A 13,856-nucleotide genomic window follows, 5' to 3' on the forward strand; every position below is an offset into this window, starting at 1 on the left:
CTCAACTCCTGTATATAAAAACTTTATACATATTATAAACGGCATATCCTTTTTCATAAAGGGATATGCCGCTTCTTTTTTATATTAACTAACTTGCTTTTGTTTTTCTTTCTTTTTAGGGCCTGTAAAGAGGCGTTCATTTCCCATAAGTAAAATACAAATAATACTTAGTACAGCCGGGATGAGTGCCCAGAAGAATGTGTTCGCAATAGATGTAGCGAGAGCTTCCTTAATACCCGCTAATATTTCAGCAGGAATTTTTGCGGTAGCGCCTGGTGATAATAAGAAACTTGTGTCTCCGCCTTTTGGAGCTAATTTTGCTAGTTCAGGGGGGAATACAGAGTTTAGTTTATCTGTAAAAATATGATTTTGAATTGTACCAAAAATCGTTACACCAAGAGTCATACCGAGTGATCGGAAGAATGAGTTTGTTGATGTCGCCGAACCACGGTCCCGCATTTCCAACTTGTGAATAGAAGACATACTTAATACTGAGAATGAGAAACCAACACCAAGCCCAGCGAGAATCATAAATAGTGTTACGAGTAAACGAGGTGTGTCCATTGTTAAAGTACTTAATAAATAAATACCAAGAACGAAGAAGACACCAGATACCATCATAATGTTACGATAGCTTGTTCGAGAAGCTAATTGTCCTCCCGTTTGACTTCCAATTACAGAACCAACCATCATTGGTGTTAAAATTAATCCAGCATTAGAGGCGGAACCTCCAAGGACGCCTTGAATGAAGATTGGAATATAAACTGTACAGATAATGAAAGCGGCACCATAGAAAAAGGCAACTCCTTGACTAGCTGCGAATAAAGGTTTTTTAAATAGATGGAATGAAATAATAGGCTCGGTTGCTTTTCGTTCTACAAAGAAGAAAATAATAAGCGTAATAACTACTGTTGTAAATAAGCCAATAATTACAGTAGAATTCCAGGCATATTCCTTACCACCAAGTTCTAATGCGAACATTAAGCAAACGATACTTATGACAAGTGTAATAGCACCAGCCCAATCAATTTTTTGTTTTCTAAATTCTAGAGACTCACTGTAGTATTTAGTAATGAAGAAAAAGGAGATAAGTCCTAATGGAATATTGATATAGAAGACCCAATGCCAACTTATATAGTCTGTAATATAAGCACCTAATAAAGGACCGAATACACTAGATGTCCCGAAAACAGCACCGAATAGTCCTGTCATCTTCCCGCGTTTTTCTGGTGGGAAGATATCGTACATAATTGTGAAGGCGATAGGCATAAGGGCACCACCACCGATCCCTTGAATAGCTCTATAAATACTTAATTGCTCAATGCTTGAAGCTGTTCCGCAGAGCGCAGAACCGAATAAGAAAAGAATGAGGCCACCAATATAAAAACGTTTCCGCCCGTACATATCAGAAAGTTTCCCGAAGATAGGCATCCCTGCCATTGTTGCTACCATATAAGCTGATGTGACCCAAACAAACTTATCAAATCCTCCCAGGTCTCCAACGATTGTTGCCATTGCGGTTGCAACGATTGTATTATCCATTGCGGCCATTAATATACCAAGCAGTAAACCAGCAACAACAAATTTTGTCTTGTTGGCTTCTTTTTTTAATGGTTGAGTTTCCAAATATAACCCTCCTTTAGAAATAAGTAAACTATATTAAATTTTGAGTGCAGTGGATAAAAAATTTAAATGTATAGTTGATGTTAATTTCTTTTCCATAAGTGCACTTATATGCCATAAAGAATATTATAGTCAAATTTGACTATAAGGCAAATTTTTTCTTCCGTCAAAATATTCTTTCGTATGAGTAGAGAACGAGTGAGCCATACGAATATTGCTATGAAGGGAATGAAGTAAATTGTAAAAAAATTTCATAAAGAACACCTTCTGTTAATAGATGAAAAATGGTTTTTTCTTCATATTGTCGAATAGGATAAAAGGAAGAGAAATATTAAACATTGCTTGTAGCAAGCTTTAGGAATTTGGGGAATTCATTGTGTGTATGTTACATCTGAAATGAGGTGAATATATATTATGAAAATATGGGGACGAATTTCGGATACAGGAAAGTATTCAATACCGCTACAACCAGTATTGTGGATTGACGGATCGAAAAAGGAAAACGAATTTCCTCAAGTAGCCGTTACATTACAAATTGGTAGTATGTATACAGAACAATTTTCGTATGAATTGACCTACGATGTAAACGACATACTTATTATGAGAATTGAAGTGGAAAATAAAGGGGTAGAAATGATTTCGAGAGTTGTTGTAAGTCATATGATTCGAGATTACTTTGCTTATATTCCTAATTCTTTAAAAGTTGATAAGGGGATAAGTGAGTTTTTATTCCAGCTTGTTAGATGGCGAATTGATGATTTGTTACCGAATGAGAAGGTGGAACTACGTTGTAAAATAAAAGCTAATAAAGATAAAGCTCTTAAACAAACATTCTTTCAGGCTACATATACATTTCAAGATAAAGAGATATCATATGGCCCACTGCAAACAAATGAAGTTGTTGTGCGTCAATGATAAAAAGGAACCTGTACAAAAGGTTCCTTTTTTAGTGAAGGTTGTGTTTTTTGAGTATTTTCTTTTGCTCCATTCCTTTTTTTCCTACATAGTTATTTTTGTAGCCAAAGTATAGAATAAATAAAAATGAAACAACATTAACAATAGCGTCGATTTGATCGTTTGTAATAAAGTGTATCCCGAAAGAGGTAAATAATAATTTTAATGATAATAGAAAACCAGCTAGCAAACGCATAGCATCTGATAGATTCTCTTTTTGTAGCATATAGATTACTCCTTTCTATAAAAGTTATATATTATATATATGAAATAGAGTAGAAAAGGTATACAAGCTTAATCAGAAATGTACATTGCATATGTACATTTTTTATTTTGTAGAAAAACATTATTGATATAGAAACATATATTGGTATAAAAGGGGGGAAAGTATGAAACATAAAGGAAAAATTAGTGGATTATTGCTTGGCAATACTGTGGCAGTTACAGAATGGATTGCACTTCAGGATGTAATTGCAAAACTGGATTCACGATCATTTTATACCGTCTTTATTATTTATATATTGCAAATGATACTAAGTTATTATTTTGGACATTGGTACGATAAAAGAACAAACGAGCGTATGGGTATGGAAGTAGGAGGAATGGCAAGCAATGATTTTGTTGTTGATTTTTTTGGGAAAGTAGCTGCTTTATCTGAAAGAGATTCTCGTAATATTACAGTGTACATTCTTTCTGTAAAAGAATGGGAAGGGTTAAAAGACACGTTGCAAGAAAAAAAGTTGGGAGTGTTAGTACAAAAATTAGAGAGTACCATTGTAAAGACAATTCGGAAGGGCGATGTTGTTACAAAGTGGGATGAAAATAAGTACGTTATTGTAGCAATTGATAATGGTCATGAAACATCAACAATAACAAAACGATTAATGAAAAATATTGAAAGTGAAATAGAAGGTGATTTACTCAGTGTCACTCTTTTATTTGGAGCAGCTAGCTATCCAGTAGAAGGAAAAACGTTTGAAGAACTGTTGAGAAAGTCGCAAAATCAATTGTACCAGTATAGAAATTTGCAAGAAAATGAGTGAAGCTTTGATTTGAAGATATATGATAGGAAGATGTTTTATTTGTAACATTTTTTTGACTTTTATTACAAAAAAACGCCACGTTTGTAATAAAAGTCTTTAAAAATATATGAAATAAGCATATAATTATGATGGTAGTGCCAATGCAATTTGCACAGTGTGTTTTATTTTAAAAGTGTAGAGGAAAGCAAGCTCTACACTTTTCCTTTTTAGGAAATGAAAAGAATATTTGTAAGTTGTTGCGAGATATCGATTGTACTGTGTAAAATGAACAAAGAGATTAATTGATAGAAAGCTGGAAAGGGAATGATAGACGTGAGAGCGGAGCGATCACCTTTTATCAGGTGAACTATTATAGTCTTATTAAGACTGAGGTGAAATTCCGTGGATATTAAAGTAATACATAGTGTGAACAGGCCTTAAAAAACACGAAGTAGTATACTTAAAAATGGATATGGAATTGCTAAATAATTCAAAAAGAATAATGTAATATCAAGTAATAATTTGTACAAACAATATTAATGATCTTCGTAAAAAAGATGCGAGTGTATAGAACAATTACATATTTTATAACTTTTTTATATTACACGATGGTCGTTTATAAGTAGGAGGAAGAGATGTTGAAATATAGTAAATTAGCAATTGTAACTACATTATCAATGATTTTATTAGCCGGTTGTTTCGGTCCGAAACCAGAAGAAGAATTATATGTAGCGTTTGAAAACGCTGCTAAACAAGAAAAAACAATGTTTGAAGATGCAAAAAAACTTGAGACTTTAGAGAAAGAAGGACAAGAATTATATAACCAGATTGTTCAAGAAGGAAAAGATAATAATCAAACTGTTAAAGAAAAACTGAATCAAGCAGTGAAAAATACAACTGAACGAGAAAAAGTGCTTACAAAAGAAAAAGAAGTTTTAAATAAAGCGCAAGAAGAAGTGAAGTCAGCTGATAAGTATGTGAAGAAAATTGAAGATAAGAAATTGAAAGATCAAGCTGATAAAGTGAAAAGCACGTATGAGAAACGCCACGATTCATTTAATAAAATGTATGACAGCTATAACAAATCTTTAAAACAAGAAAAAGAGTTATATACAATGTTACAAGATAAAGGTACTAAATTAAAAGATATTAGTGAAAAAGTAAAAGTAGTAAATCAATCTTATAAGGATATTGAGTCAGAAAAAGATAAATTTAATGAATTTACAAAGTCTTATAATACAGAAAAAGTAGCTTTTTATAAACAAGCAAATATTAAAATTAAAGAAGAGAAAAAATAAAACAGTTTGGCCTACACTTGGCCAAACTGTTTTATTTTTTTGTATAAGTACGACTATACCATGGAACAGGCTCACTTAATTTTTTTTCTTGTTTTAATGCTTCAGGACCAATATAATCTTGAAGTGTTTTTTTTGCTACTGTTAAAGATAAGGTTGTTTTCGGATTTCGATAGGAGGATTCAAGATGACCAAGATGCGGTAGAATTCGAAAATCTTCTTTCGTAGGAGGGATGTGGAAAAAATAATCGCCTAAACGTATAAGGACATCAGATTGTTGTTGGCTAAAACGTGGGTTTCTAGAAAAATGCAATCCTTCTTTAATTGCTTTTTTTTCAGCAATCAAACGTTCTAAAGCTGTCTTTTTTAACCAGTATAAATATTTAGGATTAGTAGCTGCTTTAGCATGACGATTCACAACGAAAATAGATTGAGCTAGTCGATTAATAGAATGTTGGTTTTGTAATTGAGATTGTGGTTGTGAAGGTTTCATATTGAATCTCCTTTCAATTTTTCATTATTATACCATAAATAAAATAGGTATTTATTATACGCAAAAAGTGATTGTATATATTTTCAATATTAAAGCAATATTGTTACAAAAAACAACTATTTTGTATAATAGTAATAGAATATGTTTTTGAAATTTGATAATGAAAGAGTGAGAAGTTTGAAAGAAATATTAAAACAACAGTATGCCATTATAGATATTGGATCTAATACAATGCGTTTAGTTATTTATGAAAAGCAAAATGGAGGTTTTTATAAAGAGATTGAAAATACGAAAGTTGTTGCTAGGTTAAGGAATTACTTAATTGATGGTGTATTGAATGAAGAGGGAATAGAAGTATTATTACAGACATTATTTCAATTTCAAGAAAGTACAAGATTCCATCAGTTGCATCATGTACTTTGTGTTGCAACAGCAACAATTAGACAGTCGGAGAATCAAGAGGAAATTAAAAAGCTTGTTGAAGGACAAACGGACTTTACTCTTAGAGTATTATCAGAGTATGAGGAAGCGCGTTACGGATACCTGGCGGTTATGAATTCTACATCGTTTTCAGAAGGAATAACGGTAGATATTGGTGGGGGAAGTACGGAAGTTACATACTTTAGAAATAGAGAGATTTTAGAGTACCATAGTTTTCCTTTTGGGGCACTTTCTTTAAAGCAACAATTTATTAAAGGTGATATTCCTACTAAAGATGAGTTAGAGGGAATGCAACAGTATTTAGAGTTTCAATTTCGAACGTTACCATGGTTAATCAATAAGAAATTGCCTCTTATTGCAATTGGTGGTAGTGCTAGGAACTTAGTAAAAATCCATCAAAATTTAATATGTTATCCTATAGCAGGATTACATTTATACAAGATGAAAGAAGAAGATGTTGAAAGTGTAAAAGAGGAATTGGAAAAATTGTCGTTCATAGAACTTCAGAAATTGGAAGGATTAGCAAAAGATCGAGCAGATACGATTATTCCAGCGGTTGAAGTATTTCATACACTTGTTCATGTTATAGAGGCACCGGCATTTGTATTAAGTAGAAAAGGGTTAAGAGAAGGTGTTTTCTATGAAGAGTTGACAAAAGATTTGGGGATTTCATATTATCCGAACGTAGTTGAAGAAAGTTTGCATTTACTATCACATGAATACGAAATGGACATGGAATTTGTTATTCAACTTATTAAACATGGAAGACTAATTTGCAAACAACTTGAGGAAATAGGGCTTATTTCTATGTCAGTAAAAGACTGGGAAGTGTTCCATCAAGCTGCGAAAGTATTTAATATAGGCAAATATATAGACGAAGAAGCAAGCCGTTTACATACGTTTTATTTATTAGCGAATAAGACAATTGATGGCATGATGCATAAAGATCGAGTAAGGCTAGCGCTTATTGCATCGTATAAATCAAAAATGTTATTTAAACAACATTTATCTCCATTTGAAGGTTGGTTTGATAAAAGCGAACAAAAAAAAATCCGCCTGTTAGGAGCTGTTTTACAATTTTCAGCTACTTTAAATGTAAGGCAACGATCGCTTATTGATACCATATCTATAACAGAAAGCGAAGAGGGATTAACGTTTAAAGTTTTATGTGAACAATCGGCATTAGCAGAAAAAGTACAAGCTGAAAAACAAAAAAAACAGTTAGAAAGAGTATTAAAAACGAATATTAATTTATTATTTGAACTAAAACATTAGGGTTGTACGGATGTCTTTACGAAAAATTTACACTTTGTAATATTGTAATTTGATAAAATGAAATTAACTAAATTATAGTAAAAAAGTTTCAAGGGGAAGTGTGAAGAGAATGGAATTATTGAAGGGGAATGCAGTAAATTTAAATGATACAGCTTATTACAATAATCGAGAGTTAAGTTGGTTAGCATTTAATGAACGTGTCTTACAAGAAGCGCAAGATGCAAATAATCCACTTTTGGAAAGATTGAAATTTATTAGTATTTTTAGTTCGAATTTAGATGAATTTTTTATGGTACGTGTAGCGGGATTAAAGGATCAAGTGAGTGCTGGATTTAATCAACCAGAAAATAAAGCTGGCTTAACACCGAAAAAGCAATTAAATAAAATTGCGATAAAAGCCCATGCACTAATGACAGTACAATATGATACATTTAAAAATTATGTATTACCAGCGCTTGAGTTAGAGGGAATTGAACGTTTAACATTCAATGATTTGACGAAAGAGCAGCGAGAATTTATAGAAGAGTATTTTGACGAGCAAATTTTTCCGGTGTTAACTCCTGTAGCTATTGATGCATATCGCCCATTTCCAATGTTATTAAACAAAAGTTTGAATTTGGCTACTCTTTTATATGATGAGAAGCAAGCGGAAGAAGAAAACAGGACGAAGTTAGGGATTGTACAAGTTCCTTCATTACTTGAGCGCTTCATAATTTTACCGAGCGAAGGGCAAAAGCATAAATTTATTTTATTAGAAGACGTAATTAGTAGCTTTACTCATAAATTATTTACGGGATATACAGTATCATCTGTTACTCGTTTCCGTATTACACGCAATGCAGATTTAACGATTCATGAAGAAGGTGCGAGAGATTTATTAAAGGTAATTGAAAAAGAATTAAAAAAGCGTAAGTGGGGGGCTGCTGTACGTTTAGAAGTTGGGAAAGAACACATTGATGAAAGAGTATTAGCGTTATTATATGAGGTTCTGGAAGTAAAAGATGAAGATGTATATATAATGGATGGCCCATTAGATTTAACATGTTTGTTTTCTTTATATAAAAAACTAGCTCCTTTATATGAACATCTTGTATATCCAGCTCTTATTCCGCAACCGCCTCAAGATTTAGGTGATGAAGAAGATGTATTTGAAAAAGCAATTGAGCATGATATTTTATTACATCATCCTTTTGAATCATTTCAGCCGGTAGTTGATTTTGTCCGTGATGCGGCAGACGATCCGAATGTACTTGCGATTAAACAAACGTTATATCGTGTAAGTGGTGATTCACCGATTATTCAGGCGTTAAAGATAGCGGCTGAAAAGGGAAAACAAGTGACGGTATTAGTTGAATTAAAGGCAAGGTTTGATGAAGAAAACAATGTTCACTGGGCTAAAGAATTGGAACAGGCAGGCTGTCATGTTATTTACGGTGTCAGTCACTTGAAAACACATAGTAAAATTACGCTAGTTGTAAGGAGAAAAAACGGAAAAATCGAAAGGTTCGTACATCTCGGAACTGGGAACTATAATGATGCAACAGCGAAGTTATATACTGATTTTGGATATATTACATCAAGAAAAGATTTTGGGGTCGATGCAACCAATTTCTTTAATTATTTAAGTGGTTATACAACAAAGCCACATTTTCATCATTTATCGGTTGCTCCATTTGATATAAGAGAGCAATTTATGGATTTAATAGATGAAGAAATCCGTTATCATAGGCAATATGGAAATGGATATATTATCGCTAAGATGAATTCATTAACAGATAAACCATTAATAAAAAAAATGTACGAAGCATCACAAGCTGGAGTAAAGGTAGAGCTCATTGTTCGAGGAACATGTTGCCTACGACCTGGTATTCCAAATGTAAGTGAAAATATTCGTGTAGTTAGTGTTGTTGGAAGATATTTAGAACATAGCCGTATTTATTATTTCCATCATAATGGGGAGGAGAAAATATATTTATCTTCAGCTGATTTGATGACGCGAAATATGGAGAAGCGAGTGGAAATATCTTTCCCGATATTAGATATTGAAATGAAGGCACGAATTAAGGCGATTTTACAGCTTACATTAGCTGATAATGTGAAAACACGTGAACAAAATAAAGATGGTGATTACTATTATGTTATTAATGGTAGTACAGAAGAAATTGATAGCCAAGTGAAGTTGTTTAAGATGGCGTATCAAAATACAGACGCTGAATAATGAAAAAAAGTAAAAACCTCTTATGTCCATAAGAGGTTTTTACTTTTTTCTACTCATATGCTCCAAAAATGGAAGGATGAGTAGAAACAATAGTTTTATTATAAGCGTGTAATGAGATGGCTCGTTGAGAGAATAATATTTGAAAGAATCGTTACTTTAACCTAGTAATAGTAGGGTTGCTGACATGGTCCACCGTAACAAGGATAAGGTGCTGGCGGCGGGAAAGGTGGTGGATAAGGTGGATAAAATGGTCGAGGGCCGAAAGCTAATGCTCCGCCGAGCAATCCACCAGCAATTCCAGCTAGAAAGGGAACGCCAAAAAACGGGAAGAAGCGTGAGTCGCCTACTGGACCAATAGGTGCTGAACGGACTGGAATTGGTTGATAATATGGATACATGAACATACCTCCTTTATTGGACTCACTTTTATCATATGGTAAACGAAACATGGATGAGCGCGTACAAGAAAGGATATGTAAGAAAATAGGCGAATTATTACGAATGTTGGAGTGTGAAAATTGTGATTTCAGGTTTTGACATGAAACGAAATGGGACACGTGTTCTTCCGAGGCCTCGATTGACATAGAGAGTTAAATCCTGCATCGTATAGAAGCCTTCAATATAGTCTTTGGCGAGTGATGGTGTAATAATAGCCCCTAAAAAAGGAATTTGTACTTGTCCGCCATGGCTATGACCAGAAAGTTGCAAGTTGATTGGATATTTGGAAATTTGCGGCGCGATATCTGGCTCGTGAACAAGAACGATGTTATAAGTATTTTGCCGTGCATGTTGTAATGTTTTCTCTATTTTTGGTTTGCCTAGTAGTATATCATCGAGACCGAAAATAGAAATTTCACTATTATCCATTAGACGAATTCTTTTTTTACTATTTAGCAATAGTTCAAATCCTGATTCACGCATGATGTGCTCATAGTATTCAGTTCCATATCCACCGTGATCATGGTTACCATAAATAGCGAATTTACCGAAGGGGGCTTGTATATTTTTTAAAATGGGCGCGACAAAAGGAGTGTCAGTATACGTTTGATAATTATCAATGAGATCTCCGGTAAAAAGGACAATATCTGGATTTACAGCATTAATTTTAGAAACAACTTGAGATAAATGTTGAAGCGAGAAATAGTATCCGAGATGTAAATCGCTGAATTGAAGAATTTTCATACCATGAAAACTTTTTGGGATGAGTTGTGATTTTAATGTGTGCTGTGTAAAAGAAATGAAATGGGGTTCTATATATTTAGCATAGTAGTATCCGATGCCACTGGTTATAAATGAATAGAGACAAGTACGCATACCAATTTTTAAAAAATTTCTTCTTGTAATGTGCGTCATAAAAATATGAGTATACCTCAATGTTTTTATTCCATTTACAGGCTACTCAAATCTCCTTTCAGTTTATTTAAAAATATACTTTACATAATAAAAAATTAGTATAGATTACGAAAAAAATGAATAAAAAGAAAGTTCTTTACATTAAAATATCAGAAAAGTTTAAAAATATAAAGATTTCTATTAAATAAAGTGATAAAATGAATGTGTATTCATTTTTTTGGAGGGGATGTATGTGAAAGAAAAGGTAGTTATTATAACAGGTGGATCGAGTGGAATGGGAAAAGGAATGGCGACTCGCTTTGCAAAAGAAGGGGCACGAGTTGTTATTACAGGACGTACAAAAGAAAAACTAGAGGAAACAAAGTTGGAAATTGAACAATTTCCAGGGCAAGTATTACCTGTACAAATGGATGTAAGAAATACGGATGACATTCAGAAAATGATTGAACAGATTGATGAGAAGTTTGGTCGAATTGATGTTTTAATAAATAATGCAGCTGGAAACTTTATTTGTCCAGCAGAAGATTTATCCGTGAATGGCTGGAATTCGGTCATTAATATTGTATTAAACGGTACATTTTACTGTAGCCATGCTGTGGGAAAATATTGGATTGAAAAAGGTATAAAAGGGAATATCATTAACATGGTAGCAACATATGCATGGGATGCAGGTCCAGGAGTTATTCATTCGGCTGCAGCAAAGGCAGGAGTATTAGCGATGACGAAGACGCTCGCTGTTGAGTGGGGACGTAAATATGGAATACGAGTTAACGCTATCGCTCCAGGACCAATTGAACGTACGGGCGGTGCTGATAAATTATGGATTTCAGAAGAAATGGCTAAGCGTACGATACAAAGTGTTCCGCTTGGAAGGCTGGGTACGCCAGAAGAAATCGCTGGTCTAGCTTATTATTTATGCTCAGATGAAGCTGCGTACATAAATGGAACTTGCATGACAATGGATGGAGGACAACATTTACATCAATATCCATTTTAAAAGGGATAAAAAAATGAATGTTTGATTCATTTTTTTACGGTTAAATGTGACGGAATTGTGACATATGAAAGAAAAGTGTTTACAAGAGGTCATATATACGTTATATTTAAGACCTCTTTTTTCTTCATAGTAGAATTGCTAATTCCCCTTAGCATTTTACCCCTCTAATCCCTTCAGGAAAACTGAAGGGATTTTTTATTATTTTTCCGTAAATATCATGTTATAATTTTTGAAAAGTAAAGGGAGGGAAGCACGTTGATAGATGCATTAGATGTAATGAGTAACTTGGATAAAGTCCTTCCTTATTATCAAGCTATTTTTAGTGCTGATGAGCATACTGTAATTGGATATGAAGTAGTAGGACGTATTCAAACAGAAGAGGGCATACAAAGTTTAGCTTCTTTCTTTCACGATGATTCGATTCCAAGTGAATTTCAACTGGAAGCGGATAATATTATAGTAGAAAAAGCTTTAAATCGTTATTTAGAAAGCGATCAAAAATTATTATTATTTATACATCGGAATGCTAATGTATTAATGAATGATGATGATGAAAGCTTGCTTCAACTTTTATTGAGGTACGAAGAACAAGGTTTAAATTTAAAACAAATTGTTTTAGAGATTACAGAGCATGAATGTAAAGAAGATATAGAGCAATTTAATCATTTGCTTATGTATTATCGTACATATGGTATTCAAATTTCGATTAATAAAGTCGGAACGGGTACAAGTAATTTAGAGCGTATTAGCGTGTTAGCACCTGATATTTTAAAAGTAGATTTAACGAACTTAAGGCAAACAGCACTTTTACAATCTTATCAAGATATTTTATATTCTTTATCATTACTTGCTAGAAGAATTGGCGCAACTTTATTATATGAAGAAATAGATGCTTTTTATCAACTGCAATATGCTTGGAAGAACGGCGGAAGATATTATCAAGGTAATTATTTAAAAGAATGTTTACCTGATTTTATTGAAACGAATGTTTTGAAAGAGCGACTAGGTAATGAATGTCATCAGTTTATTCAGCATGAAAAGAAGAAGTTACAAAAAATTTATAATTTAACAGAGATGTTACGCGATCGTATTGGCGATGTTTTATCAAAACAAAAAAAGAATGAAGATATAAATGATTGGTTATTACAATTTAGTCAAAGTGTATCACAGTGTAGTTTTCGTATATTTATTTGTAATGAAGATGGTTTCCAACAATCAGGAAATGTTATGAAAAAAGATGGAGAATGGATTGTGATGCCGGATTATTATATGAAGAACTGGAGCTGGCGCCCGTATTTTCTCGAGAATATAATGAAAATGCGTTTTGAGAATAAGGCGAGGCTTTCAGATTTATATGCAGATATTGAAACGGGAGAAATGGTACGAACATTTTCTTTCCCGATTGATGATGACAACTTTTTATTTATAGATTTATCTTATGAATATTTATATGAAGAAGATGTTTTATTTTAATGCACGAAGAGATTCGTGCATTTTTTTGTTTGTTTTTATCATAAATTGGTAATAGTGAAAATGGTGATGAAAATGCTGTCTATCGTTGTAAAGATTTTACGAACGAAATCTGTCCTTTCTTTGCATAATCATTGTTACAATGAATACTACAAAGACAAGTTCTTTTAAAAGGAAGGTGAAAAAATGAGGAAATATGGAATATGGCTTGTTCTATTTGTATGTGTTGCCTTTCTAGTTGGTTATAGTGTTACGACTGTTTTAGGAAAAGAGGAAGTGGAAGTCGATCGGAAAGAAGTATTTACAACGATACAAAAAGGCTATGAAACCCAGTTTTCAATTCGTGGGAAGCATTTGCCGATGAATAAGATGATAGAGACGTTATCACCGTATTTTACAGATAATTTCCTTCAAGTATTTACAGATGAAAATAGCAGAAGTGATAAACAAAGTGGTGAATATTTACTTCCGGCAAAAGAAGCACCGTTTTCTTTTAATTCAGAAACGAAAATGTCGTATGATGAAGAACATAAAAATTTATATGTATATGAGCGGACAAAAAGTGGACAATATCAAATTGTAACATTGAAAAGGGATCAAGATAAATGGAAGTTAGCAGGATATCATGAAAGTCAGGAACTTTTAACTGAAATAAAAAGGTTGCAACAATTATAAAGTGAAACTTTTAATCAGTGGGTGGGAGTTTTACTACCTA

Annotated in this window: 13 protein-coding genes; 8 read left to right on the forward strand and 5 right to left on the reverse strand. The window is 33.1% G+C overall.

Annotated features, from left to right (window positions below):
- Nucleotides 1-84 precede the first annotated feature (84 nt).
- Entirely contained in the window at nt 85-1,626 is a 1,542-nt protein-coding gene (locus tag MR107_RS08420; protein WP_000449912.1) for an MDR family MFS transporter, read from the reverse strand.
- Between the two features lie 411 nt (nt 1,627-2,037).
- Between MR107_RS08420 and MR107_RS08425 the strand changes: the two genes are divergently transcribed.
- Nucleotides 2,038-2,538, forward strand: a complete 501-nt coding sequence (locus MR107_RS08425) for a hypothetical protein (RefSeq protein ID WP_000708120.1) — start codon at nt 2,038-2,040, stop codon at nt 2,536-2,538.
- 31 nt (nt 2,539-2,569) lie between these two features.
- Here MR107_RS08425 and MR107_RS08430 read toward each other — a convergent pair whose 3' ends face one another.
- A complete protein-coding gene (locus tag MR107_RS08430) occupies nt 2,570-2,803 on the reverse strand; it encodes an SPP1 phage holin family protein (protein WP_000939448.1) in 234 nt (77 codons plus the stop codon).
- Nucleotides 2,804-2,966: 163 nt separating this feature from the next.
- Between MR107_RS08430 and MR107_RS08435 the strand changes: the two genes are divergently transcribed.
- Nucleotides 2,967-3,620, forward strand: coding sequence for a diguanylate cyclase domain-containing protein (locus MR107_RS08435; RefSeq protein ID WP_000680820.1), 654 nt, complete (start codon nt 2,967-2,969; stop codon nt 3,618-3,620).
- 614 nt (nt 3,621-4,234) lie between these two features.
- Nucleotides 4,235-4,897, forward strand: coding sequence for a YkyA family protein (locus tag MR107_RS08440; protein WP_000922498.1), 663 nt, complete (start codon nt 4,235-4,237; stop codon nt 4,895-4,897).
- A 31-nt stretch (nt 4,898-4,928) separates the two neighbouring features.
- On the opposite strand, the gene MR107_RS08445 is transcribed toward MR107_RS08440, so the two are convergent.
- On the reverse strand, nt 4,929-5,387 hold the full coding sequence (locus MR107_RS08445) for a YkyB family protein (RefSeq protein WP_000804864.1): 459 nt from the start codon (nt 5,385-5,387) through the stop codon (nt 4,929-4,931).
- A gap of 141 nt (nt 5,388-5,528) precedes the next feature.
- On the opposite strand from MR107_RS08445, the gene MR107_RS08450 reads away from it, so the two are divergent.
- Nucleotides 5,529-7,103: a Ppx/GppA family phosphatase gene (locus MR107_RS08450; RefSeq protein ID WP_002198132.1), complete on the forward strand. Its 1,575-nt coding sequence runs from the start codon at nt 5,529-5,531 to the stop codon at nt 7,101-7,103.
- Nucleotides 7,104-7,212: 109 nt separating this feature from the next.
- Entirely contained in the window at nt 7,213-9,321 is a 2,109-nt protein-coding gene (locus MR107_RS08455) for a polyphosphate kinase (protein ID WP_000421680.1), read from the forward strand.
- A gap of 161 nt (nt 9,322-9,482) precedes the next feature.
- Here the strand turns inward: MR107_RS08455 and MR107_RS08460 are convergent, their stop codons facing one another.
- Nucleotides 9,483-9,719: a hypothetical protein gene (locus MR107_RS08460; protein WP_000283738.1), complete on the reverse strand. Its 237-nt coding sequence runs from the start codon at nt 9,717-9,719 to the stop codon at nt 9,483-9,485.
- A gap of 97 nt (nt 9,720-9,816) precedes the next feature.
- Nucleotides 9,817-10,674: a metallophosphoesterase gene (locus MR107_RS08465; RefSeq protein ID WP_242292240.1), complete on the reverse strand. Its 858-nt coding sequence runs from the start codon at nt 10,672-10,674 to the stop codon at nt 9,817-9,819.
- Nucleotides 10,675-10,906: 232 nt separating this feature from the next.
- On the opposite strand from MR107_RS08465, the gene fadH reads away from it, so the two are divergent.
- The 3 genes from fadH (at nt 10,907) to MR107_RS08480 (ending at nt 13,816) form a co-directional block, all read left to right on the forward strand.
- The gene (gene fadH, locus MR107_RS08470) at nt 10,907-11,671 is read left to right on the forward strand and encodes a 2,4-dienoyl-CoA reductase (RefSeq protein ID WP_000660913.1); all 765 of its coding nucleotides are present in this window, start codon (nt 10,907-10,909) and stop codon (nt 11,669-11,671) included.
- 255 nt (nt 11,672-11,926) lie between these two features.
- Nucleotides 11,927-13,144, forward strand: coding sequence for an EAL domain-containing protein (locus tag MR107_RS08475; RefSeq protein WP_000564306.1), 1,218 nt, complete (start codon nt 11,927-11,929; stop codon nt 13,142-13,144).
- A 183-nt stretch (nt 13,145-13,327) separates the two neighbouring features.
- Nucleotides 13,328-13,816 (forward strand): DUF3993 domain-containing protein, encoded by a 489-nt coding sequence (locus MR107_RS08480; RefSeq protein WP_001233804.1) that lies wholly within the window; start codon nt 13,328-13,330, stop codon nt 13,814-13,816.
- Nucleotides 13,817-13,856: the final 40 nt, after the last annotated feature.

This window comes from Bacillus cereus group sp. BfR-BA-01441 (assembly GCF_022663075.1).
GTDB lineage: Bacteria > Bacillota > Bacilli > Bacillales > Bacillaceae_G > Bacillus_A > Bacillus_A cereus.

Excerpts from the sequence above, each read along its gene's own strand:
- MR107_RS08455 (WP_000421680.1), top strand. The coding sequence starts at position 7,213 with ATGGAATTATTGAAGGGGAATGCAGTAAATTTAAATGATACAGCTTAT.
- MR107_RS08425 (WP_000708120.1), top strand. The coding sequence starts at position 2,038 with ATGAAAATATGGGGACGAATTTCGGATACAGGAAAGTATTCAATACCG.
- MR107_RS08435 (WP_000680820.1), top strand. The coding sequence starts at position 2,967 with ATGAAACATAAAGGAAAAATTAGTGGATTATTGCTTGGCAATACTGTG.
- MR107_RS08450 (WP_002198132.1), top strand. The coding sequence starts at position 5,529 with ATGTTTTTGAAATTTGATAATGAAAGAGTGAGAAGTTTGAAAGAAATA.
- MR107_RS08480 (WP_001233804.1), top strand. The coding sequence starts at position 13,328 with ATGAGGAAATATGGAATATGGCTTGTTCTATTTGTATGTGTTGCCTTT.
- MR107_RS08465 (WP_242292240.1), bottom strand. The coding sequence starts at position 10,674 with ATGACGCACATTACAAGAAGAAATTTTTTAAAAATTGGTATGCGTACT.
- MR107_RS08445 (WP_000804864.1), bottom strand. The coding sequence starts at position 5,387 with ATGAAACCTTCACAACCACAATCTCAATTACAAAACCAACATTCTATT.
- MR107_RS08460 (WP_000283738.1), bottom strand. The coding sequence starts at position 9,719 with ATGTATCCATATTATCAACCAATTCCAGTCCGTTCAGCACCTATTGGT.
- MR107_RS08440 (WP_000922498.1), top strand. The coding sequence starts at position 4,235 with ATGTTGAAATATAGTAAATTAGCAATTGTAACTACATTATCAATGATT.
- MR107_RS08430 (WP_000939448.1), bottom strand. The coding sequence starts at position 2,803 with ATGCTACAAAAAGAGAATCTATCAGATGCTATGCGTTTGCTAGCTGGT.